This window comes from Pseudoroseomonas ludipueritiae, from assembly GCF_014490445.1.
Lineage (GTDB): Bacteria > Pseudomonadota > Alphaproteobacteria > Acetobacterales > Acetobacteraceae > Pseudoroseomonas > Pseudoroseomonas ludipueritiae.
Window position 1 is genome coordinate 39,814 of the sequence record NZ_JACTUZ010000006.1, and the last position, 22,939, is coordinate 62,752.

At 69.1% G+C, this 22,939-nt stretch carries 23 protein-coding genes; 6 read left to right on the forward strand and 17 right to left on the reverse strand.

Annotated elements, in window-relative coordinates; genetic code table 11:
• Positions 1-2 precede the first annotated feature (2 nt).
• From IBL25_RS03270 to IBL25_RS03295, 6 genes are all read right to left on the reverse strand, one after another.
• A complete protein-coding gene (locus IBL25_RS03270; RefSeq protein ID WP_187777129.1) occupies positions 3-893 on the reverse strand; it encodes a CopD family protein in 891 nt (296 codons plus the stop codon).
• Entirely contained in the window at positions 890-1,267 is a 378-nt protein-coding gene (locus IBL25_RS03275) for a copper resistance CopC family protein (RefSeq protein ID WP_187777130.1), read from the reverse strand. Before IBL25_RS03275 ends, IBL25_RS03270 begins: the two co-directional genes overlap by 4 nt.
• Positions 1,268-1,419: 152 nt before the next feature.
• Complete coding sequence (copM, locus tag IBL25_RS03280) at positions 1,420-1,791, reverse strand: CopM family metallochaperone (RefSeq protein WP_187777131.1); 372 nt, start codon at positions 1,789-1,791, stop codon at positions 1,420-1,422.
• A 126-nt stretch (positions 1,792-1,917) separates the two neighbouring features.
• A complete protein-coding gene (locus IBL25_RS03285) occupies positions 1,918-3,276 on the reverse strand; it encodes a sensor histidine kinase (protein ID WP_187777132.1) in 1,359 nt (452 codons plus the stop codon).
• Positions 3,264-3,998 carry a response regulator gene (locus tag IBL25_RS03290; protein ID WP_187777133.1) on the reverse strand — a complete coding sequence of 245 codons (735 nt, stop codon included), beginning with the start codon at positions 3,996-3,998 and terminating at the stop codon, positions 3,264-3,266. Before IBL25_RS03290 ends, IBL25_RS03285 begins: the two co-directional genes overlap by 13 nt.
• Positions 3,999-4,187: 189 nt before the next feature.
• The gene (locus IBL25_RS03295) at positions 4,188-6,560 is read right to left on the reverse strand and encodes a heavy metal translocating P-type ATPase (protein ID WP_187777134.1); all 2,373 of its coding nucleotides are present in this window, start codon (positions 6,558-6,560) and stop codon (positions 4,188-4,190) included.
• Positions 6,561-6,725: 165 nt separating this feature from the next.
• Between IBL25_RS03295 and IBL25_RS03300 the strand changes: the two genes are divergently transcribed.
• Positions 6,726-6,929: a heavy-metal-associated domain-containing protein gene (locus IBL25_RS03300; RefSeq protein ID WP_187777135.1), complete on the forward strand. Its 204-nt coding sequence runs from the start codon at positions 6,726-6,728 to the stop codon at positions 6,927-6,929.
• 95 nt (positions 6,930-7,024) lie between these two features.
• Here IBL25_RS03300 and IBL25_RS03305 read toward each other — a convergent pair whose 3' ends face one another.
• The 9 genes from IBL25_RS03305 to IBL25_RS03345 form a co-directional block, all read right to left on the reverse strand.
• Complete coding sequence (locus tag IBL25_RS03305; RefSeq protein WP_187777136.1) at positions 7,025-7,387, reverse strand: hypothetical protein; 363 nt, start codon at positions 7,385-7,387, stop codon at positions 7,025-7,027.
• 169 nt (positions 7,388-7,556) lie between these two features.
• Complete coding sequence (locus tag IBL25_RS03310) at positions 7,557-7,934, reverse strand: hypothetical protein (RefSeq protein WP_187777137.1); 378 nt, start codon at positions 7,932-7,934, stop codon at positions 7,557-7,559.
• A gap of 178 nt (positions 7,935-8,112) precedes the next feature.
• Positions 8,113-8,586, reverse strand: a complete 474-nt coding sequence (locus IBL25_RS03315; protein WP_187777138.1) for a DUF411 domain-containing protein — start codon at positions 8,584-8,586, stop codon at positions 8,113-8,115.
• A gap of 10 nt (positions 8,587-8,596) precedes the next feature.
• Positions 8,597-9,787 carry an ATP-binding protein gene (locus IBL25_RS03320; protein ID WP_367615546.1) on the reverse strand — a complete coding sequence of 397 codons (1,191 nt, stop codon included), beginning with the start codon at positions 9,785-9,787 and terminating at the stop codon, positions 8,597-8,599.
• A gap of 41 nt (positions 9,788-9,828) precedes the next feature.
• The gene (locus IBL25_RS03325; protein ID WP_379656165.1) at positions 9,829-10,611 is read right to left on the reverse strand and encodes a response regulator; all 783 of its coding nucleotides are present in this window, start codon (positions 10,609-10,611) and stop codon (positions 9,829-9,831) included.
• A complete protein-coding gene (locus IBL25_RS03330; RefSeq protein WP_187777140.1) occupies positions 10,580-11,032 on the reverse strand; it encodes a plastocyanin/azurin family copper-binding protein in 453 nt (150 codons plus the stop codon). Before IBL25_RS03330 ends, IBL25_RS03325 begins: the two co-directional genes overlap by 32 nt.
• Positions 11,033-11,043: 11 nt before the next feature.
• The gene (locus IBL25_RS03335) at positions 11,044-11,802 is read right to left on the reverse strand and encodes a copper resistance protein B (RefSeq protein ID WP_187777141.1); all 759 of its coding nucleotides are present in this window, start codon (positions 11,800-11,802) and stop codon (positions 11,044-11,046) included.
• A gap of 5 nt (positions 11,803-11,807) precedes the next feature.
• Positions 11,808-13,772 (reverse strand): copper resistance system multicopper oxidase, encoded by a 1,965-nt coding sequence (locus tag IBL25_RS03340; RefSeq protein ID WP_187777142.1) that lies wholly within the window; start codon positions 13,770-13,772, stop codon positions 11,808-11,810.
• 47 nt (positions 13,773-13,819) lie between these two features.
• Positions 13,820-14,398, reverse strand: a complete 579-nt coding sequence (locus IBL25_RS03345) for a cupredoxin domain-containing protein (protein WP_187777143.1) — start codon at positions 14,396-14,398, stop codon at positions 13,820-13,822.
• Between the two features lie 117 nt (positions 14,399-14,515).
• Here IBL25_RS03345 and IBL25_RS03350 point away from each other — a divergent pair, with 117 nt between their 5' ends.
• The 5 genes from IBL25_RS03350 to arsJ all read left to right on the forward strand — a co-directional run bounded on the left by IBL25_RS03350 (position 14,516) and on the right by arsJ (position 19,618).
• Complete coding sequence (locus tag IBL25_RS03350) at positions 14,516-14,923, forward strand: HoxN/HupN/NixA family nickel/cobalt transporter (protein ID WP_379656171.1); 408 nt, start codon at positions 14,516-14,518, stop codon at positions 14,921-14,923.
• A gap of 401 nt (positions 14,924-15,324) precedes the next feature.
• Complete coding sequence (locus tag IBL25_RS03355) at positions 15,325-16,449, forward strand: substrate-binding domain-containing protein (RefSeq protein ID WP_238940182.1); 1,125 nt, start codon at positions 15,325-15,327, stop codon at positions 16,447-16,449.
• Positions 16,450-16,480: 31 nt separating this feature from the next.
• Positions 16,481-17,341, forward strand: coding sequence for a metalloregulator ArsR/SmtB family transcription factor (locus tag IBL25_RS03360; protein WP_187777145.1), 861 nt, complete (start codon positions 16,481-16,483; stop codon positions 17,339-17,341).
• A 1-nt stretch (position 17,342) separates the two neighbouring features.
• Positions 17,343-18,392 (forward strand): ArsJ-associated glyceraldehyde-3-phosphate dehydrogenase, encoded by a 1,050-nt coding sequence (locus tag IBL25_RS03365; RefSeq protein WP_187777146.1) that lies wholly within the window; start codon positions 17,343-17,345, stop codon positions 18,390-18,392.
• Positions 18,392-19,618 carry an organoarsenical effux MFS transporter ArsJ gene (gene arsJ, locus IBL25_RS03370; protein ID WP_187777147.1) on the forward strand — a complete coding sequence of 409 codons (1,227 nt, stop codon included), beginning with the start codon at positions 18,392-18,394 and terminating at the stop codon, positions 19,616-19,618. Before IBL25_RS03365 ends, arsJ begins: the two co-directional genes overlap by 1 nt.
• A 45-nt stretch (positions 19,619-19,663) precedes the next feature.
• Here the strand turns inward: arsJ and IBL25_RS03375 are convergent, their stop codons facing one another.
• The gene (locus tag IBL25_RS03375; RefSeq protein ID WP_187777148.1) at positions 19,664-22,282 is read right to left on the reverse strand and encodes an arsenate reductase (azurin) large subunit; all 2,619 of its coding nucleotides are present in this window, start codon (positions 22,280-22,282) and stop codon (positions 19,664-19,666) included.
• Positions 22,283-22,293: 11 nt separating this feature from the next.
• Complete coding sequence (locus IBL25_RS03380) at positions 22,294-22,821, reverse strand: arsenate reductase (azurin) small subunit (protein ID WP_194433594.1); 528 nt, start codon at positions 22,819-22,821, stop codon at positions 22,294-22,296.
• Positions 22,822-22,939: the final 118 nt, after the last annotated feature.

Below are 22,939 nucleotides of genomic sequence, written 5' to 3' on the forward strand. Positions count from 1 at the left end.
AACTATACTCCCTCGGGACGAGGGCTGGTCGAGGTCATCTCGGCGACAGCCCAAAAGACCAGTACCATCACGACAATCTCCCAGCCGATGGAAGCCGCGAGGCGGGCGCCGGAACCCGGTGCTCCGGCCGCCAGGGCCGGAGTCAGCCGGAAGCGATGCCACGCCGCAAAGCCCAGCAGCGTGCCAACCAGTGCGACCTTGGCTAGCAGGGCGCCGCCGTAGGCGGTGGTCACGAGCAGGTCCAGTTGCCCGACCAGCAGCCACGCCAGCGTCACTCCGGCGAGGACGAGGCCAGCGACGATCCAGGAGGCGGCCCGCGCCCATCCCTCGACCATGCGCGCGGCCTGCGGACCCGCACGTCTGGAGGCGATCGTGAGCGGCCACAGGCTGCCCGCCCAGAAGGCCGCCGCGAGCAGGTGCGCCACCAACGCCGCGGCCAGCAGCCACCGTGGCTGGTGCTGGGTCGTGTGGCCGACCTGGGTGAAGCTGGCGGCGACCGCCAGCACGCCAGCGGCTCCGAGCACCAGGGCCGCGCGTCCGACCCAGGTTGCCACCGCCACGGCAAGCAGGCCCGCCCAGGTGACCAACACGGAAATGCCGGGACGCGAACCCAGCATCATGTCCCAGATCTCGGCGTCAAACGGATCGCCGTCCGACGCCAAGGCGACCTGGGCCGTCAGCCAGGCAAGGCTCGAGCCCAACCCCACCGCCACCATGACCAAGGTCAGGCGGCGGCATGCGGCGATATCACCGGCCTCCTGGAGGCGTCCGAAGCCCATGGCGAAGATGGCGAGGCCCGCCGCACCGAGGCAGGACACGTAGTAGGCGAGGCGCAGCGCCACGGAGAGGGCACGCAGCAGGTCCGGCTCCGGCCCAAGCAGTTCGAGGATCACCGGGCCGCGTTCACCGCGAACCGCACCGCCCCGCTCATGACGTGGCCGTCGTCACCCATCGCGCGCCACTCGAGCCGGTAGCCGCCGGGACGCAGTGGGCCCGCCAGCGTTGCGGTCACCTGGCTGGACGCGGCCCGGCCGCCCTCGCGGCGCACCTGCTGCTCCCGGCCGCTTTCGTCGAGCAGGCGCAGCGCCGTCACGCGGCAGTCCTCGGTGAAGGCCAGGTTGAGCGTGCGCGGGGACGCGTTCAGCGTCGCGCCGTCGGCCGGGTCCGACGAGTGCAGCATCGCGTGCGCGGAGGCGGCGCCGGGAACCAGGATGCTGAGGGCGGCGGCAAGGATGCCGTGGCGGAGGAAGGTGAGGCGAGAAAGCATGGGATCTCCTGTCAGCGCTCGCCGTGGCCTGCTGCCCCGGCGAACGTCCGACCTCTTCAATAAGCAGGCAGTTGACGCGGTGCAGCCGCGATTTCCCACCAATTTGTTGCTGCTGGCCACGACCTATGTCGGGGCCGCGGGCCGGGTGGATCTCACTTCGCGGGCTGCCGGGACAGCCAGGTCCGCAGTTGGGCGATTTCCTGCTGCTGCTTCTGGACGACCTCCTCGGCCATCTTCCGCATCTCAGGGTCACGGCCATGCTCGAGTTCCACCCGCGCCATGTCGATGGCGGCCTGGTGATGCTTGGCCATCATGCTCGCGAAGTCCCGGTCCGCGTTGCCGGAAGGGGCTTCGGCAGCCATCTCCCGGTTCATTTTCTCCATCGCCGCGTGGTACCCGGCCGTGGCTTCCTGGGCCGTTGTCGGGTGGCTGGCGCCCTGGGCCAGCGAGGGCGCAGCCCACAGGAGCGGGGCAGCAAGGATGGCCAGGGCGGCCACATGGGCTGCACGACGGTCGATCGTCATCGGCTTCGGTCCTTTCCTCTGATCGGAAGCGATGCCCCAGGACCGCGCCGCGCGCGACGCGGCCGGTGAACATCGTTCCCGACGTCTGCCTCAACGCTCGCTGCAGCCGCCGGGGCCACCAGCGGATTACAACGTTTTATTGCAGTCCGAGCCGACGGTCCGGCGAGGGAGCCGCACCGTCACCACCGTTCCACGTCCCACGGCGCTCTCGATCGTCAGCCCGCCGCCGTGAGCCTCGACGATGGCCCGTGCGGTCGAGAGGCCGAGGCCGCTCCCGCCGCCCGCCGTGCGCGTCCGGTCGCCGCGGAAGAACGGCTCGGTGACCCGCGACAGGTCCTCGCGTGGAATGCCGGGGCCGTGGTCGCCGACCCGCACCAGCACCTCGTCGGCAAGGGCCTCGACCTCCACCCAGGGATCGCGCCCGTGCCGCGCGGCGTTGGCCACCAGATTCGTCATGGCCCGCTTGACGGCGACGCGCCGTCCCGGCGCGACGGCCTCCTCGTCCATGCGCCCTTCCCGGACGGGAATGGCCGCTTCGGCGAACTCGTCCACGATGGTGCGGAGGAGCGCGGTGAACGCCAGCGGCTGGATGGCCTCACCGGCATGCCCCCCGCGCAGGTAGGCGAGGACGTCGGAAACCATGGTCTCCATCTCCGCGAGGTCGCGCCGGACCGGCTCCCGGACCTCGTCAGGCATCTCCTCGGCGCGCAGGCGCAGGCGGGCGATGGGCGACATCAGATCGTGCGAGAGCGCACCCAATGCCAGCGTCCGCTGCCGGAACGCGTCGCGTGTCCTGGCGGCCATGTCGTTCAGCGCCTCGGCCAACTGCCTCACCTCGCGCGGGCCGGAGGTCACCAGGACCGGCATCGCGCGCTCGATGTCCATGCTGGAGACAACCTTTGCCAAAGCGGTGACCGGCGCCGAGACCGAGCGCACGGCGATGCCCACGGCCAGCAGCAGCGCGAGGCCGATGGCGGCCGCGTAGAGGTGCAGCGCGCTCTGGTCGGCGGACAGGACGTTGAGGGAGGCGATATCCACATCCAGCCACGAACCATCCTGGAGGCGCGCCATGGCGCCCACGTCGACGATCCGGTCCGAGGCCGCGTCCTGGCGCCCGGAACGTACGCGCACCTCGCTGGCGAGTCCGGACAGCGCCAGGGTGCGAGCCGCTACCGTGCTCCAATCTCCCTTGAGGGGGTGTTCCGGCGTCGGCAACGGGTCGGGCCGCCAGTGCACGCTCAGGTCCACCCGGGACAGGGCATGCGCCACCTGGTCGCGGTCTGCTTCGGGCGCCGCGGCCACGGCATCCATCAGCGTTGCGAGACGATGGGCCAGCAGTTCCTCGGTCCCGCGCTCCACCGCCTGCCGGAGGAGGATGTCGTGGATCCCCACCATGGCCGCGAAGAGGACCGCGAAGCCGATCGTCAGCGCCGCGAGCGTCCGCGCGGCCAGGGATTGCGGGACAAGGCGCCTCACGCCGACCATTCCACGGGGCTGGAGAGCAGGTAGCCGATGCCCCGCACGGTCTTGATCAGGCCCGGCTCGCCATCCTCGTGCGGGCGGGGACCCAGCTTGGCGCGCAACCGGCTGATCTGCACGTCCATGGAGCGGTCCAGCCCGCCGTAGGGGCGGTTCCGGGCAAGGTCCAGGAGTTGGTCCCGCGTCAAAATCCGCTGCGGCCGCTCGACGAAGGCGAGCAGGAGGTCGTACTCGCCGCTCGTCAATTCGACGGCCACCCCGTCCGGCCGGAGCAGCTCGCGCCGCCGGGTGTGCAGGGACCACCCGGCGAAGCGTGCCATCTCGCGCCCTTGGGCACCCGGGGAGCCCTCCGGGTTCTCAGCGCGGCGCAGGACCGCGCGGATGCGCGCGACCAGTTCGCGAGGGTCAGCTGGCTTCACGACGAAATCGTCGGCACCGAGTTCCAGACCGATGACCCGGTCGGACGTCTCGCCCAGGGCCGTGAGGATGATCACCGGCACCCGATCCTCGGTTCGGAGATCGCGGCAGAGTTCGAACCCCGACTTGCCGGGCAGCATCACGTCGAGCAGGACGAGGTCCACCGGCGCCGCCGCGACGAGGCGCCGCATCTCCACGCCGTCCCGGGCGCCGGTGGCACGGAACCCGTTCCGGCGCAGCAGGGAGAGCAGGAGCCTGCGGAGGTCCTCGTCGTCCTCGACGACCAGGATGTGCCTGCCTTCGCCGGACATCGGGGGCAGGTCCGCGGGCGACGTGCCCCGGAGTCCGCCGTTGCCGGAGCAGCCCGTCAACCCAAGTCCCCCTCAACCTTGCCCAGGCAAGCCGGTACACGCGCGGATGCCCAGGTTGGAAGAAGAGCCGGGTCTCGGACATGAATTCCCATCGGCACCATCAGCTTTCGAACTGCCCCGCTGGTTCCGTCAGATGCGCGTGGTCCGCAGGCGCAGTGCGTTGCCGATCACCGAGACCGAGCTCAGCGCCATAGCCAGGGCCGCCACGATCGGGCTAAGCAGCAGGCCCAGCACCGGGTAGAGCACGCCCGCCGCCAGCGGCACACCGGCCGCGTTGTAGACGAAGGCGAAGAACAGGTTCTGCCGGATGTTGCGCATCACCGCGCGCGACAGGAGCCGCGCCCGCGCGATGCCCGCGAGGTCGCCCTTCACCAGGGTCACACCGGCGCTCTGCATGGCGACGTCCGTCCCGGTGCCCATGGCGATGCCGACGTCGGCCTCCGCCAGCGCCGGGGCGTCGTTCACGCCGTCGCCCGCCATGGCGACGACCTTCCCCTTGGCGCGGAGCTCCCGGACGATGCGGTGCTTGTCCTCGGGCAGGACGTCGCCCTGGAAGTCCTCGATGCCGAGCCTGCGGGCCACCGCCTCCGCCGTCGTGCGGTTGTCGCCCGTCAGCATGACGATGTGGATACCGCTGGCGCGCAGGCTCTCCAGCGCCGCGGGCGTGCTCTGCTTGACCGGGTCGGCCACGGCGATGACGCCGCCCGGCCCGCCGTCCACAGCCAGGAAGAGCGCCGTGCCGCCCTCACGCCGGAGCTCGTCGGCCCGGGCGGCGAGACCACCCAGGTCGACGCCAAGCTCCTGCATCAGGCGCGCGTTGCCCAGTGCCACCTGGCGCCCCTCCACCGTGCCGGTCACGCCCTTGCCGGTGACGGAGGCAAAGTCGGCCGGTTCCCCGAAGGCCATGCCACGTTCCTTGGCGGCGGCCACGACCGCGGCCGCCAGCGGGTGCTCGCTGGACCGCTCCAGGCTGGCGGCCAGCGGCAGCACCTCGGCCTCGGTCAGGCCGGGTGCCGGGACCACGGCCACGACCTTTGGCTTGCCCTCCGTCAAGGTGCCGGTCTTGTCCACGACCAGGGTGTCGACCTTCTCCATGTGCTCGAGCGCCTCGGCGTTCTTGATGAGCACGCCCGCGGACGCGCCCTTGCCGACGCCGACCATGATGCTCATGGGCGTCGCCAGGCCGAGCGCGCAGGGGCAAGCGATGATGAGCACCGAGACGGCGGCGATCAGTCCGTAGGAGAGCGCCGGGCTCGGACCCCAGGCTGCCCAAGCGACGAAGGCCAGCGCCGCCACGGCGATGACCGCGGGGACGAACCAGCCCGCCACCGTGTCGGCCATGCGCTGGATGGGCGCCCGGCTGCGCTGCGCCTCGGCCACCATGGCGACGATGCGCGAGAGCATGGTGTCCGAGCCGACCTTGTCCGCCCGCATCACCAAGGCGCCGGTGCCGTTCACGGTGCCGCCGATGACCTTGGAGCCGGGCGCCTTCTCCACGGGCAAGGATTCGCCGGTGACCATGGACTCGTCCACGGCGCCGCTCCCCTCCAGCACCTCGCCGTCCACCGGCACGCTCTCGCCCGGCCGCACCCGCAGCCGGTCGCCCGCATGCACCTCGGCCAGCGGAATCTCCTCGTCCTCGCCGCTTTCCTTGAGGCGCCGTGCCGTCTTGGGCGCCATGTTCAGCAGGGCGCGGATGGCGCCGCCGGTCTGCTCGCGGGCCCGGAGCTCCAGCACCTGCCCGAGCAGGACAAGCACCGTGATGACGGCGGCCGCCTCGAAGTAGACGGCGACAGTGCCGTCCATGCCGCGGAAGCCCTCGGGGAAGACGCCGGGCGCGAAGGTCGCGACTAGGCTGTAGAGGTAGGCCGCGCCGGTCCCAAGGGCGATCAGGCTGAACATGTTCAGGCTGCGGTTCCTGAACGACTGCCAGCCGCGCACGAAGAAAGGCCAGCCCGCCCAGAGCACGACGGGCGTCCCGAGCAGGAACTGGACCCACACGGAGACCCTGGGCGGCACCAGGTGATGGATGCCGAGGCCCGGGATGTGGGCGCCCATCTCCAGGACGAGGATGGGCAGGGTCAGCACGAGGCCGATCCAGAACCGCCGCGTCATGTCGGCGAGCTCCGCGTTGGGGGCGGCCTCGGCGGTGATCTCCAGCGGCTCCAGGGCCATGCCGCAGATGGGGCAGCTGCCCGGGCCCTGCTGCCGGATCTCCGGGTGCATCGGGCAGGTGTAGATGGCGGCCTTCTCCGCCGCCGTCGGCGCAGCCACCTTCTCCGCCTTCAGGTACTTGCCCGGGTCAGCTTCGAACTTCGATTTGCAGCCCGCCGAGCAGAAGTGGAAGGCGGTGCCGTGATGTTGGGCATGGTGCGGCGTCTTGGCAGGGTCAACAGCCATGCCGCAGACCGGATCGCGGACCTTGGCTTCCATGTCGTTGGCTGGCTTATGCCCACCATGATGGGCGCCGTGACCGTGATGATGGTGTTGATGCTCGTCCATCAGCGGGGTTCCTCCGCGGCTGCTGTGCCCGACACTCGGCTGTTCTCGGACGTGGGGTCTCCCATTGTGGGAAGGTCAAGGGCGCCGGTCGGATATAGCGCTGGCCTTGACCTTCCCATGGCGGCAAGCCCCACCTGTTATGCGGTCATTGAGGAGGAGAGCACGATGTATCGCTTTGACGTTCCGGGCATGAAGTGCGGCGGCTGCGCCAAGAAGGTGGAGCAGGCCGTCAAGTCCAAGGACGCCTCGGCCGAGTTCAGCGCCGACGTGGAGAACAGGCGCGTGACCGTGACCTCCTCGGTGTCCCAGGCGGAGTTCGCCGCGGCCATCCAGGAAGCGGGCTACGCGAACCAGCTCGTCGCTGCCTGAGCCTTCTCGGACAGGCCGCCGCCCGGGACACTCCCGCCGGAGCTGGGCCGCCCCGGTGGCGGTGACGCCGTCCTGATCCCGTTGGCGCCTGACGGCTACATGTGGTGCCGGACGTGCGGGTTGCTCATCACCTCGGCCGTCTTCGCACCGTAGTGATGGTCAGGCTGGACGTAGGCGACGCCGCCCGACTCTCCACCGGTCGGAACCGGAACGCCGGGGACCGGGTGCGCGGCGCCGGGATCGAGGTAGCGAATCCTCAGGTTCTCCCCGTTCCCGGCAACGGCGACACGCCCGCCACCCACGACGTTCTCGTCATGGCCAGGCGGGTAGACCACGGCGAAGTTCTCGCCCTGCCCAACAACCTCGATGGGCCCGTTGGCGTGCGCCACCGCGGCGGAACCGCCGACCGCCGCAAACAGGGAGAGGGCGAAAAGCGCGGATTGGAAGCGGGGTGTCATAGCGAGATCCTCAATCAGGTTTGCCGGTTCTCGTCCGGCACCTGGAGAGGATGGGCCGCCAGTGTGTCCGCCCGCTTGCGCCATCTTATCAATTGATGTCAGCGGAACTGCACCCTGGCTTCCACGCGAGTGCGAGGCGGGGCGTCCTGGGACGCCCCGCCTCATCTCGTCAGTGGTTCATTGCCTGACACTGCTGCATCATCTGCTGCATCTGCGGCGACAGCGAGCCTTGCTGGCCCTGGGCCCGCATCTGCTGGCAGTGCTGCATCATCTGCTGCATGTTCATGCTGCCCATGCCCCCCATGTTGTGGCCCTGCATGCTGGACATGTCGTGGCCGGGCATGGAGCCCATGCTGCCTTGCGAGCTAGTGGTGGCCGTGGCGGCGGACGAGCCCGACGGGGTGCTCAGCGCCGGGGACAAGGACATCTGCGATGAGGTCGGCGTCGCCGCAGGCGGGCCGCCGGGCTGCGCGCAAGCGGCAAGGCCCAGCAGCAGCGTTGCAGCGAGCGCGACCTTCCCGAACGCGTTCCGTGTAGTGTGGGTCATGTGTCCTCCTAAGGTGGCAGGGGTTCGGCAGGCACCCCGGCCCGCCGCGGCGGGCCGGGGCGACGACACCGCGAGGCGGGTCTCAGACCGCAGGCCATGACCGGCCCGCCTCGCAGCACGTAGGGTGGCGACATGTTTCCATGCGGCATGTCGCGATTGGCAATGGCGCGACTTCCGGTCATGCGGTCTCCAACCCTCGGAAGCGCATCCACCTCCGCCAGGCGCCGTCAGCCCCGAAGGCGATGACGTCGTAGGTGGAGGGCTCCGATCCCGGCACTTCCATGCCCGGCACGCCGACCGGCATGACGGGCACGGACAGCCCGGTGATACCTGCGGGTTCCTCCCGAAGTAGGCGCCGGATGGCTGCGGCCGGAACGTGGCCCTCAAGCGCATAGCGTCCGACCTTCCCCGCGTGGCAGGACATCAGGTCCGATGGCGTGCCGAGCGCCTGTCGATGCGGTCCGACGGCGTCCACGAGCTTGTCGTCCACTTCGAAGCCCTCGGCCCGCAGATGCTCGACCCAGCCGCCGCAGCAGCCGCATGTGCGGTCCCGCCAGGCTTCCACCTTGGGTGGGCCACCGCAAGCCGCTGGCAGCAGGGCCGCCGCTATCGAGCCGTACAGGAAGCTCCTACGAGAGGTGATGACACGCATGCTCGCGCTCCTAAGCTTGCCGTGGCAGGCGGATGCTGGCGCGCAGGCCGCCGCCCGCGAGGTTCTCGAGGGTCACCGACCCGCCATGGCGGCCGACAGCTTGGCGCGCGATGGCCAGCCCGAGGCCAGAGCCGCCGGTCTGGCGGTTGCGGGAGTGCTCCAGGCGATAGAAGGGCTGGAAGACGCTCTCCAATTGCTCCTCGGGCACCCCCGGTCCCACATCGTCAACGTGGACCATAAGTTCTCTCCCCTGGTCGGCCAGCATTACCCGGGCCGAGGTGCCGTACTTCACCGCGTTGTCAATGATGTTGGCGAAGGCGCGCTTGAGCGCGATGGCCCGGCACGGCAGCCGCGCCTGGGCTGGTCCCTCATAGATCACCGATTTGCCCATGTCCTCGGCGTCACCGCAGAGCGTCTGGAGAATCGCTGCAATGTCGGCGGACCGCACCTCCTCCTGCTCCTCGTCGCCCCGCAGGTAGGCCAGTGTGGAGCCGATCATGGCGTCCATCTCATCGAGGTCCGCGTCGATCTGCCGCTGCACCTCGGCGTCGTCCAGGAAGCCCGCGCGCAGGCGCAGGCGCGCCAAGGGCGTACGGAGGTCATGGCTGACAGCTGCCAGCGCCTGGGTCCGGTCGGCGATGAGGCGGTCGATGCGTGCCTGCATGCGGTTGAAGGCCTGCGCCGCCTGCCGGACCTCGCGGGGCCCTTCCTCGGGCACGGTGACCGTTTGCCCTGGCCTGCCAATGCGATCGGCCGCGCTGGAGAGTTCTCGTAGCGGTCGCGCGATGATGCGCACCACCAGCAGGCCCAGCACCAGGATGCCGACTGCCATCGCCGTGGTGGACAGAAGCGTGGCGTGCTCCGGCTGCGCTTGCAGCGGGTCGGCATGGTACCAGAGATGGCTTCCGTCCGGCAGGTTGACAGTGCCTTCGGTCTCCAGGTGGCCGGTGGCAGCGAGGTCCTGGGCCGACCCCGCGCCCGTTGCGGCGCCGGATTGCCAGCTCACCTGAAATCCCGGCGAGGACAGGGCTTGGGCCACGGCCTCGCGGACATCCGGCGGCACCATGCCGATGGCGCGGGCGGCTGCGGCAACCCGCTCTCCGGTCACTTTCTGTTGCGTGCTGCCCAGCAGGAGGTCGCTGCCCGTCTGGTGCAGCCACAGGCTGCCAACGTGGAAGGCCATCAGGCCAACCAGCAGCACCAAGATGATACGTCCGGCCAGGGTGCTGGGGAGCAGCCGCCTCATCGACGCGCGACCGCTGGGACGAACATGTAGCCTGCGCCCCGGACGGTCTTGATCATGGCGGGGCTGTCCGGCAGCGGTTCCAGCTTGCGGCGGAGGCGGCTGACCATGACGTCCACCGAGCGGTCGATGCTGTCCGAGATCCGGTTGCGGGCCAGATCCAGCAGCTGGTCGCGAGACAGGACGCGCTGCGGGTGCTCGCAGAAGGCCAGCAGCAGGTCGTACTCGCCGCTGGACAGGTCGACCGCCGAGCCGTCGGGAGCCGCCAGCTCACGACGCCGGGTGTCGAGCACCCAGTCGGCGAAGACCATCCTATCGCCAGTGACGAGCCCCGTCCGGGCTGCCCCGGCCTGGGCGCGCCGCAGCACGGCCCGGATGCGGGCCAGGAGTTCCGGACGGCTGAACGGTTTGGGGAGGTAGTCGTCGGCGCCGAGTTCGAGGCCCACCACGCGGTCGGCCTCCTCACCGCGGGCCGTCACCATGATGATCGGGACCTCGGACCTCGCGCGGAGCATCCGACACAGGTCGAGCCCCGACTGGCCCGGCAGCATCACGTCCAGCAGCACCAGGTCCACCGGGGCTAGTGAGATCGTGTCCCACATCTCGGCGCCGTTGCGTGCCCCCGAGACCCGGAAGCCGTTCTGGCGCAGGAACTTGGCGATGAGCGTGCGCATCTCCCCGTCGTCCTCGACGACGAGGATGTGAGCCTCGGGGGGAAGCGGGCTGGCGGCCCGGGCCTCCCGCTCGGCGTCAGGATCGACCGGCGGCACCGGCGAGGACACCCAGCTTCGCCCGTGCCTTCGGAGTGAGGCCCGGGGCGGATGCAGCCTTCGCTGCGAACTCGTCCATGTCGGCGTCTCCCACCACGATCAGGGCCACCATGCCCAACCCAGTGTGGGGTGTGCACTGCACCGGATAAACGCCGGGGCGGTCGAAGGTCGCCGTCGCCTCGCTGTTGAACGGCACGTTGAGCGGCGGCACCCCGGCGGGCCACAGCGAGGCGATCGGGGTGACGTTGTGGCCCTTGTCGGTGGGCTCGAAGCGGACGGAACCGCCCACCGGCACCCGGACCAGGGCGGGGTCGTAGGCGAACGTCTCCCCCGCTACCAGTCCCCGGTTCAGCTCCCGGACCGTCGCGGCGGGCTCGGCGGCCGCCGCCAGCCCGGTCATCGTGAGCAGCGCCGCGAGGGACATGCGGATCATCGTGGTTGCCCTTAGAAGAACAGGCGGATGCCGGTCAGGAAGGCCCAGCCGCCGACGTCCTCGCCCTCGTTGCGGGCGTAGCGGGCCGTGTCGCCCAGCTTCCGCTCGTAGCTGACGCCGATGTAGGGCGATACCTTGCGGGTGACCTCGTAGCGCAGGCGCAGCCCGGCCTCGATATCGTTGAAGCCGCTGCCGACGCCGAGCTCGGGCACCTTCTGGAGCGCGAGGTTGACCTCGACGTTGGGCTGGAGCACCAGCCGCTGGGTGATGTAGGCATCGTAGGATACCTCGGCGCGCGCCGAGAGGTCGCCCTTCTCGCTGACGAAGCCCTGGACGTCGACCTCGAACATGCCAGGCGCCAGCCCCTGCAGCCCGATGACGCCGTAGAAGCGGTCCGGGCGCGGGCGGATGTCGTAGCGGACACCGGCCTGGAAGTCCCAGTAGTAGCCGAGCAGGCGGGAATAGAGCAGCTGGACCTCGGCGCCCTCAACCGTTCCGTTCCGGGCCGTCTCGCCCTCGGTCTTCAGCCAGACGCGGTTGACGTCGCCGCCGTACCAAGCCTGCCCATCCCAGCGGCCGATGTTGGGGCCGTCCAGCCCCCAGCCGTACTCCAGCTTCTCGAACAGCACGGCGCCGGTGAACACCTCGTGGCTGAAGGGCGGCTCGGTGCTGTGCTGCATGGCCTGAGCGTGCGCCGGTGCGGCCTGGAGGGCGCCCAAGGTCAGGACAGCCAGGGAGGCGGCGGCGGTCAGGATGCTCTTGGTCTTCATGGCGGTCACCGCGCCGAAACCGACTGCCGCGGCGCGACCACCGACACCTTGCGCATCATCCCAGTCTCCATGTGGTAAAGCATGTGGCAGTGGAAGGCCCAGCCGCCGGGCGCGTCGGCCTCGATGTCCACGTCGACCGTCGAGCCGGGCTTGATGTTGACCGTGTGCAGCAAGGGGTTCTCGGCCCCGTTGCCCACCTGGGGCATCATCCACATGCCGTGCAGGTGCATCGGGTGGTTCATCATGGTCTCGTTGACGAAGCGGAAGCGCGCCCGTTCGCCGAGGTGCAGTTGGATAGGCTGCGCCTGGCTGAAGCTGTTGCCGTTGATGGACCAGAAGTACCGCTCCATGTTGCCGGTCAGCCGAATCTCGATCACGCGGGTGGGCTCGCGCACCGGGTAGAGCGGCTTGGCAGCCCGGAGGTCGCGGTAGGACAGCACGCGGGCACCCGGCGGCGCGCCGACGTCATTCACCAGCGGGTCCGGCATCGCCATGCCGCCATGGTCCATTCCGGCCATGGCACCGGCGCCCGCCGCGCCATTGTTCATGCCGGGCATGTTGCCGTGGTCCATGCCCGCCATGCCGCCCATGGCACCGTGGTTCATGCCAGTCATCCCGCCATGGTCCATCCCGGCCATGCCCGAGTGGTCCATCCCGGGCATGGAGGAGTGGTCCATGCCAGCCATGGAGCCCTGCTGCATGCCCTGCGAGCCCCCGGCTGGCATCTGCATGGCGGAATGGTCCATGCCAGCCATGCTTCCATGGTTCATGCCGCCCATGTCCATGGGCGCGACGTGGCCGGGCGCGTCCACCTCCGGCATCTGCGTGCCGCGGTCCAGCCCCTTGGGCCCGTAGTTCATGCCCATGTCGGCCATAGTCAGGACGGGGCGCGGGCGGTGTGGCGGCAGGGGCAGGGCGGGCAGGCCCTCCTGGGTGGCCAGGCTGAACTGCGCGAAGCCCTGACGGCCCATGGATTCCGCCAGCACCTGGTACTGGCGCCCGTCGCGCGGGCGAACCAGCACGTCGAAGGTCTCGGCCGGGGCAATGCGGAATTCGTCGATAGTGACAGGGCGGACGTTGTTGCCGTGCGCCTGGACCACGGTCATCTCGAGCCCGGGGATGCGCACGTCGAAATGCGTCATGGCGCCGCTGTTGATGAAGCGCAGGCGCACCGTCTCGCCCGGCCGGAACACCCCGGTGAAGTTCTGCGCCGGGGTGTGGCCGTTGACGAGGTAGGTGTAGCCGCCGACATCCTCGATGTCGGTCGGGTCCATCCGCATGTCGCCCCACATGACGCGGTCGGAGACGATGGCCGACCGCGCGGCGCCGTCCGGCGCGCGGCGGAGCTCGCCGATCAGGCTGGCCAGGGTGCGTTTGTTGTAGTTGTAGTAGCCGGGATCGCGCTTGAGGTTGGCGATGACGTGGCTCGGCGTCTCGTCCGTCCAGTCCGACAACTGGACGATGTAGTCGCGGTCGTAGCCGAAGGGCTCCGGCGTCGCGGGGTCGATGACGATGGACCCGTAGATGCCGGACTGCTCCTGCAGGCCCGAATGGCTGTGGTACCAGTAGGTCCCGGCCTGGACGAGCGGGAAGCGGTACTGGTGCGTGCCGCCCGCGTCGATGCCCTGGAAGCCGTCGCTGATGCCCGGCACGCCGTCCTGGCTGCTCGGCAGGATCAGGCCGTGCCAGTGGATCGAGGTGTGCTCGCGCAGCCGGTTGGTGACGTTGATCACCACCTCCTCGCCCTCGCGGAAGCGCAGCACGGGACCCGGGATCTGCCCGTTGATGGCCATGGCCGGGCGGCGGCGCCCGGTGATGTTGGCCGTCACGTGGGACAGGGTCAGGTTGAACTCGCGCGGCATCGCCCGGCCGACGGCGGGCTGCGCCAGGGCGCCGGACGCGGCCGGGAACGCCAGGGCGGCGACCCCGAGGCCCAGCGCCTGCCGCCTGCTCAGCTTGTCATTGGTCATCGTTCGATCCTTGGCCGCGATCGGCGCGGCATGGTCATGCTCGCTGGTCAGCGCTGGAAGACGACGTTGCCCACCATGCCGGACTCGTAGTGGCCCGGGACGTTGCAGGCGAACTCGAGCTCGGTGGCCTTGGTGAACTGGAAGACCATCTCCTCGGTCTGGCCGGGGTTCACCAGGACGGCGTTCGGGTCGTCGTGGCTCATCGGCGCGCCACCGTGGTTCATGCCGCCGTGCCCCATGGCACCATGGTTCATTCCCGGCATCTTGGAGTGGTCCATGCCAGCCATGGCATCCTTGCTGGTCGCCGACATCATGCCGCTGTCGAACATGGCCTGCATCTCGCGCTGGTGCTGCTGGTGCATGACCGCAGTGCCGATGTTGAACTCGTGCAGCAGCTCGCCCGCGTTGCGCACCCGGAAGCGGACAGTCTCCCCGGCCCGGACCTGGAGGCGCTGCGGCTGGTAGCTGTTGTCGCGCATGACGATGTCGACCGTCCGCTTGACCTCCTGGGCGCGGCCGCGGTCACCGAACGCCTGGTAGGCGGAATCCGCGGCTGCGGGCAGGGTCTGCGCCGCGACGGCGACAGCGGCCAGGGCAGCGGCCGCGATGGAGGTGGCAAGGCGCATCTTTGAGCTTCCTCGGTCTAGGCAAGCACGGGCAGGCTGGTGGCCCGCCCGCGTGAACTCGATGGCACCAAAGTGGCCTTCGAGTGCGAGCCAGAGATTGCCCAAGTGTGACAAGATATTTCAGGTTCGGCGCAGCAGCGGTCTGCGGCCCATGGGTACGAAGTCGCGGCCCACGAGCGCGAGCACGACCATGGACATGATCATGACCACAGTCATGAAGGACTAGGCATGTCGCCATCTGGCTTCCAGGTTGCGCATGAGCGGGCGCACACTGAGGAGATCCGGCGCCGCTTCACCGGCCGCCCTGTGACCACTTGGCAGATCGTCCTGTTCGGTCTGATCGGTGGTCTGATCCCGTGCCCGGCGGCCATCACCGTCCTGCTGCTCTGCTTCCCGGGCGGCCTCGCCGTGGCGATGGCCTCCGTCGGCATTGCGGCGGCAATCGGCATGCGCCACGCGGAGCGCCGCTGGTCCGGCCCGCTCGACCTTGTCGCGCGTCGGCGCCGTATGCCTCGGCGGCACTGATCCTGCTGGTCGGCCTCTATATTGGCTGGAGCGGCTGGTCACCGCTGCCGCCCAGCACCCTGTAACAACGGAGCGGACCCAGGTCCGCTCCCCGCCTCTTACCGTGCACCGGCGGGCCGAGGAGACCTTCGTTCAGAGAGGATTAGCCTAGACGGGCCGGGCCCTCGGGAGGTGCTGCTCTGCAAGGTTCATGTCGCGCAAGAATACTCTGCTGCTGACCCCGACGCGCTGTTGCGCCGCCTCTACGGCCTTACCGGCCAGAAGGCGGCGCCCTTCAAGACACTGAAGTTTCATAATTCTGAAACAGACACCTTGAATTCCTTACGCTACGATGTTTCTGCAATTATCGAAATATCCACGGCGAGCTCGAGCCGACCGGCCACAATCAAGGTTGAGAAGCGATGTCCGATCCCTCCTTGAGCCAAGGTTCTGCATACCCAGTCGCCAGCGACCGACGTGGGCCGCAGAGGCGGCCGGAGTTCCTTCGACCGCTACTGGCGACGGCGCTACTCGCAGCAGTGGCATGGGCCCCGGCGCCTGCCGCGGCGCAGCCACGGGAGACAGTCCTCGTCACCGGGAGCTCCACGGTCTACCCCTTCAGCAGCGCCGTCGCCGAGAGTATGGCGGAAGCCGCTGGCGGCCAGCGGGTCAAGGTCGCCAGCACCGGCACCGTGCACGGGTTTGCCCAGTTTTGCCGGGGACCGGGCTTGGAGCACCCTGACGTTCAAAATGCCTCGCGCCGGATGACCGCAGGCGAGTTCTCGCTGTGCGTGCGGAACGGCGTGAACGAGATCATGGAGGTGCCGATCGGCTTCGACGGCATCGTCGTTGCCCACCGGAAGGGGCTGCCGTCGCCGAACTTCTCCCTCACCCAACTCTGGCTGGGCGTCGCCAAGGAGGTTCCGCAGAACGGCCGCATGGTGCCCAACCCCTATACCTCGTGGCGCCAGGTGTCGGCCGACCTGCCGGATTGGCCTATCCGGGTCATCGGTCCGCCGCGAACCTCGGGCACGCGCGACAGCTTCACCGAACTCGCGATGATGGCGGGCTGCCGCTCCGCTCCCGAGGTGGTTGCCATCAGCGATACGGCCGAGCGCAACCGCATCTGCACCACCGTCCGGGAAGACGGCCGCTGGGTGGACGCCGGGGAGGACGACGAAGCTATCGTACGACGCATCACCACTGACGCTGACGGCACGCTCGGCATCTTCGGCTTCAGCTTCCTCGACGCCGCCCGCGACCGCGTCGAGGGTTCGCATATCGAAGGGGTCGATGACACGCCGGAGACGATCGCGTCCGGCCGATACCCGCTGTCTCGGCCACTCTTCCTCTACGCGAAGCGGCCGAACCTGGAGCGCATCCCCGCCCTGAAGGACTACCTGGCCGAGTATGTGTCCGACCGTGCGCTGGGCAGCGGTGGCTACCTGGCTCAGCGCGGGCTGGTGCCTCTGGATGCCGGACGCCTGCGGGAGGTCCAGAACGTGGTCCGCGAGCGCACCGTCATGAACCGTCGGCCGAACGGCTGACGCAGCGGATTACGAGGACCAGATCGGAAACATGGAATCACCGGACGCCGCCGCCGTCTTTGCAGCCTTGGGACAGGAATCCCGCCTGGACCTCCTCCGCACCCTTCTGGAGGCGGGTCCGAACGGTTTGTCCGCGGGCGCTATTGGAACGGCTCTCAGCATCGTCCCATCGACCCTGTCATTCCACCTGCGCGCTTTGGAGCAGGTCGGGCTGGTCCGCCCGACCCGGCAGGGCCGCAGCCTGATCTACGCCGCCCAGATCGAGCGCCTGCGCCATCTTGTCACCTTCCTGTCGCAGGACTGCTGCGGCGGGCGACCCGAGCTTTGCGGCGACCTGACGCGGGCTTGGCCCACCAGCCCTCCGGAGAACGGTCCCATGACCCCGGCCTTCAACGTCCTCTTCCTGTGCACGCGCAACTCCGCCCGTTCGCTGATGGCCGAGGCCATCCTGAACAAGCTCGGCGGTGAGCGCTTTCGGGCCTACTCGGCGGGATCGGACCCGGCGCCCCAGCCGATGCCCGAGGTCGTCGAGAAGCTGAAGAGCCTCGGGCACGACGTTTCGAGCGTCCGCAGCAAGCCGTACCGGGAGTTCCAGAAGGCCGATGCGCCCCGGATGGACTTCGTCATCACGCTCTGCGACGAACTCCAGGGCCAGCAGTGCCCTGACTTCGGCGGCCATGCCATCACGGCTTCCTGGCCGCTCCCCGGACCCGGCCGATACGCTGTGGGCTCCCACGAGCGCACCCTGATGCTCAACGAGCTCTACGCCAGCCTGTTCCGCCGCCTCGGGATTTTCACCAGCCTCAAGATGGAGGCGCTGGACCGCATGTCGCTGCGGCACCGGCTGGACGACCTCAGCGAGGCTCCTCTCACCGTCGCCAAGGAGCACTGACATGCGCGTCGGCATCAACGGCATGGGCCGTATCGGCAGGCTGGCGGTCCGGGCCGCGCTGGGTGGTGTGTTCCGGGAAGCGAGCGACCCGCGCGGCGCGAACCGCCTCGACATCGTCCACGTCAACGAGCTCAAGGGCGCCGCCGCCGCAACGGCCCACCTCCTCGAGTTCGACAGCATCCACGGTCGCTGGCGTGAGCGGATCGCCGTGGAAGGCGAGGACGCCATCGTCGTCGGCGACCGGCGCGTCGGCTTCAGCGCGGCGGCCGCGCCTGCTGACGTGCCCTGGGGCGACCTGGGCTGCGACGTCGTCCTGGAGTGCACCGGCAAGTTCCTGAAGCAGGAGCAATTGCAGGGCTACTTCGACCGCGGTGTCAGGCGGGTCATCGTGGCCGCGCCGGTCAAGGACCCGGCGGCCGCGGCCCTGAATATCGTGGTGGGCGTCAACGACGACCGCTACGATCCGGCGCAGCACCGGCTGCTGACGGCAGCGTCCTGCACCACCAACTGCTTGGCGCCGGTGGTCAAGGTCGTCCACGAGGCCATCGGCATCCGGCATGGCCAGATCACCACCATCCACGACCCGACCAACACCAACGTGGTCGTTGACGCCCCACACAAGGACCTGCGGCGTGCCCGCTCCGCCATGCTGTCCCTCCAGCCGACCACGACCGGCAGCGCCACGGCCATCGCGCTCATCTACCCGGAACTCCAGGGCCGCCTGAACGGCCACGCCGTCCGGGCGCCGGTGCTGAACGCCTCCCTGACGGACGCCGTCTTCGAGATGCAGCGCGAGACCACCGCGACCGAGGTAAACGAGTTGTTCCGCTCGGCCGCCGCCGGGCCGCTGGCGGGCATCCTCGGCTACGAAGAACGCCCGCTGGTCTCGGCCGACTATGCCAACGACACCCGCAGCGCAATCGTCGACGCCGCCAGCACCATGGTCACCGACGGCACCATGCTGAAGGTGTACGCGTGGTACGACAACGAGATGGGCTACGCCTGCCGCATGGTCGACCTGGCCTGCATCGTCCGGGAACGGGGTGTCTGATGTCCGCCGTCCGTAACTACCTCATCGTGACCGGCGCCTACTGGGGCTTCACGCTCACCGATGGCGCGTTGCGGATGCTGGTGCTGCTGCACTTCTACCAGCTCGGCTACACCCCGTTCACGCTGGCCTTCCTGTTCCTGCTCTACGAGGCGGCGGGCATCTTCGCCAACTTGGGCGGCGGCTGGCTGGCCTCGAAGTTCGGCATCCCCCGCATGCTGGCGATCGGCCTGACGCTCCAGATCGGCGGCCTGCTGATGCTGTCGGCGCTTGACCCTGCCTGGAGCGCCGCAGCGTCGGTTGCCTGGGTGGTCTGCGCCCAGGGTATCTCCGGCGTGGCCAAAGACCTGACCAAGACAGCCTCGAAATCGGCCATCAAGGCGTCCTCGCAGCAGGGTGCCGGTCAGTTGTTCCGCTGGGTCGCCTGGTTCACCGGCTCGAAGAACGCCATGAAGGGTTTCGGCTTCTTCCTCGGTGGCTTCCTACTCCAGGCCGTCGGCTTCCGCCCGGCGCTCTGGCTGCTGGTGCTGCTGCTCGCAGTCGCCCTGGTGGGCGTGCTGCTGTCCCTGCCGCGCGAACTCGGCAAGGCCAAGGCGTCCAAGAGCTTCAAGGAACTCTTCGCCAAGAACCGCGGCGTCAACCTGCTGGCGGGCGCTCGGGTCTTCATGTTCGGCTCGCGGGACGTCTGGTTCGTCGTGGGCCTGCCGGTGTTCCTCTACAGCCAGGGCTGGAACTACGTCGGCGTGTCCACCTTCCTGGCGGCCTGGACAATCGGCTACGGCGGCGTGCAGGCCCTGGCGCCGCAGGTGGTCCGCCGCAGCCCGGACGGGCTGTCCCGCGAGGTGCCGGAGGCGCGCCTCTGGGGAGTGGCGCTGGCCATCATCCCCATCGCCCTCGGCTTGATGCTGGCGACCGGCGCCGTCGGCCGCCCGGACTTGGTGGTCGTGGCCGGGCTGGCCATCTTCGGCTTCGCGTTCGCGGTGAACTCGTCACTGCACTCCTACCTCATCCTGGCCTACGCGGGATCGGAGAAGGCCGCCGAAGACGTCGGCTTCTACTATGCCGCCAACGCCGCCGGGCGCCTGTTCGGCATCCTGCTCTCAGGCGTCCTGACGCAGTACGCCGGGCTGCAAGGCTGCCTGTGGGGTTCGGCCGCCATGCTCGCCACCTGCGCAGCCCTGACATTCATGCTGCCGATGGGCGCCGGGGGACGGCAGGTGGCGGCCTGACACGGCGAGCCGCCCGGCCGTTACTCGGGTGGCCGCATCTCCTCCTCAGGACGCTGGGTATTCTTGGCTTTTGAAGGACAGCTTCCGTGTGGCCTCTGGCGCGTCCGCGATCTTCCGGATGCTCCCCCAGGTCTGCTTGTAATTCGGGATGACGAACTCGTTCACGCCCTTGGAGACCACGTTGCCCTGCACGCCGGTCGGGTAGGCGAAGAGCATGAACGTCTCGTTCCGACGCGCTGACGGCGTGGGCCAGACCATGGCCTGAGTGCTGCCATTGTCGTTGTAGACCTCGACGAGGTCGCCCTCCCTCAGGCCAAGCTCGGCCACGTCCGCCGGATGCATCTGGATGTAGGGAAACGGGAAGCGGTCGCGGACGAACTCGTTGTGCTGGTCGAGGTAGACCGACTGCCAGACGTGGTTGGCGCGGCCATTGTTCACCAGGAAGCGGAACTTGTCCTTCTCCGCCTGCTTGCCCTCGGCCTGGAGCCCACGCCACTGCGCGGCGGCGAACCTGGCCCTGCCGTCCGGCGTGTTGAACCTGCCGTCGGCGTAGAGCCGCTTGGTCCCGACGATCCGCTCCGTGCCGCCGGTTGGGGGCGCCGCGGCCGCGGATGGCCCGGTGCCCGGCCCGGCCTGCTGCACCGGTTCCTTTCCGCGGGTGCTCTCGACGGCCGGACCCTGGACGACCATGCCAGGTGTGCCGCCCGTGGTGGTCCCGGCGGCTGCCGGACCCGAGCCCTCCAGGCCTGTCGCGGGCTCCTGGAAGCCATTGGTTCCCATCGCGCGCAAGCGGGCGTAGGTGACGAACTCGCCGCCCTTCTCGTGCTGGCGGTAGCCGTCGTTGAAGGAATCCTCCTCGGTCCGCCAGTCGTATCCCTTGAAGCGGTCGGCGACGTCCGGCTTGCCCGCCGCCCGCCAACTCCGCTCCAGCGCTTGCGCAAGGCGGGCGACGATGAGGCAGTCCGGCAGGGCGCTGCCTGGCGGGTCCATGTAGCGGTCGGTCAGCCGCATCCGACGTTCGCCGTTCATCGAGGTGAGGTTCATCTCGCCCGAGGTCGCGGCCGGAAGCATGACATGGGCGCAGGAGCCAATCTGCGTCGGCACGATGTCCACATCCACGACGAACAGGCCACCCTGGCGGATTGCATCCATGACCGCCCGGACTTGGCCCTCGCGGTCCCCCGCCGGGACGGAGTCCATGGCCGCCTTCACGAGGTCTGTCCGGCGCTTGTAGGCCCGCTTGAACTCGCTGGCGTTCAGTGTCGTCTTGAAGTGATCGCACCCCCACACGTGGTGCACGCCGCCCTGGCCGCCGATCAGAAGCTGGTCGACGTAGGGCGCCGGGCGCCCGCCCGGGTAGTCCGGCCGCGAGTAGCCCTCCTGGTGGCCGCCGAGGCGCACGCAGCCGCCGCCGGGCCTGCCGACGTTGCCGGTCGCCAGCGCGACGTTCACCAGGGCCTGGTTCGTCCGGTAGTTGTCGTTCCCCCAGATGAGCCCCTTCTCGTAGGCGAACATCGTCCGCCGCCGGGCACCGCCCTGCTTGGGCTCGGCGATCCAGGCCGCCGCCTTGCGGATGTCCTCCGGCGCCAGGCCGGTGATCCGCGCCGCCTCGTCGATGCCGGTCTGGTTGGCGCGGACCGCTTCCTGGAAGCCGGAGGTGCTGGCCTCGATGAAGCCCCGGTCCACCCAGCCCCTGGCGGCGATCTCCGTCAGGAGGGCGTTGAACAGCGCGAGGTCGGTGCCGGAGTTAATGGCGAGGTGCAGGACGTTGTCCTTGCCTGCCTCGACCTCGCAGGCCGCGGTGGTCGGGGTGCGCCGCAGGTCGACGATGACGATCCGGCCGCGGTCGACCGGCTCGCCGCCGAACTCCGCCTTCTTCTTGTCCAGGCTCGTGCCGCGCAGGTTCGGCACCCAGTGGTTCAGGAAGTAGTTGGTCTGCGTCTCGAGGGGATTGGCGCCGACCACGAAGATGGTGTCGGCGAGCTCGGCGTCCTCGTAGCAGTTGTTGAGCTCGCCCACGCCCATGTCGCGCGTGCCGTGGACCTCGCTGTTGTAGGCAGGGCGGTTGTGGATCCGGATGTTCCGGACCTTCATGCTCCCGAAGTAGAGCTTGCCGGTCGCCCAGGTGTTCTCGTAGCCGCCGCCCGCGCCGCCGTGGTCGTAGGCGGAGACGATCAGCCCATCCTCACCCTGCGCCTCTACGACCCGCCGCGTCACCTCGGCGACGAGGCTGACGGCATCGTCCCAGGATGTGGGCGAGAGCGTGCCGTAGCGCCATACCATCGGTTCGGTCAGGCGGTCACGCAGGGTGCCGGTCACCGTCGAGTAGGAGAGCTCACCGATGCGGGCGCCACGGATGGACCCGAGACCTGAGTTCACCACGCAGCCCTTGTCCGGCATGACGACCAGGTGCACGTCCCGGCCGTCCTGCTTGACGACGTTGTACATGGAGGGGCTGAACCAGGCCGCGCTCTCGGCACCCTGCTGCTGCGTCAGATCCTCGCCGAACAGGTTCCGGTCCGGTTGCGGGCCGCCCTGCCGGTCCACCGGCCAGGAAACGGCGTGATAGCCGCAGCCGACGATGCAGAAGTGGCAGACGACGTTCTGGACCTTGGCGTCGCGCGGCGGAATGGGGAGCCGGTCGACGTTGCGCTTGTAGGCCATGGCACCCTCCCTCAGGCCTGAAGCACGTTGGAGAGGCGGCCGTAGATAAGCTCGTCGACCGCTTCGGCGTGGATGTCGCCCGCCTCGTCCACCCGCAGCTTGAACTGGGCGAGGTTCTGCGTCGCCTGGCCCCAGATCTCCAGGCCGCCCCGTTCGCAGTCGAAGCGGCTGTAATGGCCGGGGCAGTTCAGCGTCCGGTCGGCGGCCGAGTAGTTCAAGGGGTAGCCCTTGTGCGGGCAGAGGGTGCTGAAGGCGACGATGTCGCCGTCCGGTCCCACACCTCCCTCGACGCGGGTGCCGAGCTTCAGCAGGACGCCCGGACTGTCACCGTCCGGATAACCGATGTCGAGCGGCTCGTTGACCTTGAGGTCCTTGACGTTGGCCAACTTCATGACGGGGTAGCTGACCAGGGCGAGGGCGGGAGCCGCTTTGGCGGGCGCACCGGGTATCGCGGTTGCCGCCGCCGCCCCGGCAGCGACCGCCGCCGTACGCGTGAAGAAAGCCCTTCGCCCGGTATCGATGAGCGCGTCGCACTTCATGATTCCGCCCTCCCTGACCTCTGTTGGATCGAGGTTTCCCGAAAGAACGTAGCCTAGTGTTCAGACCATTTGTATCGGAAACGAATCGAGACACCGTGACGCGCCGCACCCGATCCGC

What these genes read in the sequence shown, in the direction of transcription:
- IBL25_RS03340 (WP_187777142.1), bottom strand. Translation starts at nt 13,772, where the DNA reads ATGACCAATGACAAGCTGAGCAGGCGGCAGGCGCTGGGCCTCGGGGTC.
- IBL25_RS03305 (WP_187777136.1), bottom strand. Translation starts at nt 7,387, where the DNA reads ATGACACCCCGCTTCCAATCCGCGCTTTTCGCCCTCTCCCTGTTTGCG.
- IBL25_RS03295 (WP_187777134.1), bottom strand. Translation starts at nt 6,560, where the DNA reads ATGGACGAGCATCAACACCATCATCACGGTCACGGCGCCCATCATGGT.
- IBL25_RS03375 (WP_187777148.1), bottom strand. Translation starts at nt 22,282, where the DNA reads ATGGCCTACAAGCGCAACGTCGACCGGCTCCCCATTCCGCCGCGCGAC.
- IBL25_RS03345 (WP_187777143.1), bottom strand. Translation starts at nt 14,398, where the DNA reads ATGCGCCTTGCCACCTCCATCGCGGCCGCTGCCCTGGCCGCTGTCGCC.
- IBL25_RS03330 (WP_187777140.1), bottom strand. Translation starts at nt 11,032, where the DNA reads ATGATCCGCATGTCCCTCGCGGCGCTGCTCACGATGACCGGGCTGGCG.
- IBL25_RS03365 (WP_187777146.1), top strand. Translation starts at nt 17,343, where the DNA reads ATGCGCGTCGGCATCAACGGCATGGGCCGTATCGGCAGGCTGGCGGTC.
- IBL25_RS03285 (WP_187777132.1), bottom strand. Translation starts at nt 3,276, where the DNA reads ATGGTCGGCGTGAGGCGCCTTGTCCCGCAATCCCTGGCCGCGCGGACG.
- IBL25_RS03275 (WP_187777130.1), bottom strand. Translation starts at nt 1,267, where the DNA reads ATGCTTTCTCGCCTCACCTTCCTCCGCCACGGCATCCTTGCCGCCGCC.
- IBL25_RS03315 (WP_187777138.1), bottom strand. Translation starts at nt 8,586, where the DNA reads ATGCGTGTCATCACCTCTCGTAGGAGCTTCCTGTACGGCTCGATAGCG.
- IBL25_RS03300 (WP_187777135.1), top strand. Translation starts at nt 6,726, where the DNA reads ATGTATCGCTTTGACGTTCCGGGCATGAAGTGCGGCGGCTGCGCCAAG.
- IBL25_RS03290 (WP_187777133.1), bottom strand. Translation starts at nt 3,998, where the DNA reads ATGTCCGGCGAAGGCAGGCACATCCTGGTCGTCGAGGACGACGAGGAC.
- IBL25_RS03380 (WP_194433594.1), bottom strand. Translation starts at nt 22,821, where the DNA reads ATGAAGTGCGACGCGCTCATCGATACCGGGCGAAGGGCTTTCTTCACG.
- IBL25_RS03335 (WP_187777141.1), bottom strand. Translation starts at nt 11,802, where the DNA reads ATGAAGACCAAGAGCATCCTGACCGCCGCCGCCTCCCTGGCTGTCCTG.
- copM (WP_187777131.1), bottom strand. Translation starts at nt 1,791, where the DNA reads ATGACGATCGACCGTCGTGCAGCCCATGTGGCCGCCCTGGCCATCCTT.
- IBL25_RS03355 (WP_238940182.1), top strand. Translation starts at nt 15,325, where the DNA reads ATGTCCGATCCCTCCTTGAGCCAAGGTTCTGCATACCCAGTCGCCAGC.
- IBL25_RS03360 (WP_187777145.1), top strand. Translation starts at nt 16,481, where the DNA reads ATGGAATCACCGGACGCCGCCGCCGTCTTTGCAGCCTTGGGACAGGAA.
- arsJ (WP_187777147.1), top strand. Translation starts at nt 18,392, where the DNA reads ATGTCCGCCGTCCGTAACTACCTCATCGTGACCGGCGCCTACTGGGGC.
- IBL25_RS03310 (WP_187777137.1), bottom strand. Translation starts at nt 7,934, where the DNA reads ATGACCCACACTACACGGAACGCGTTCGGGAAGGTCGCGCTCGCTGCA.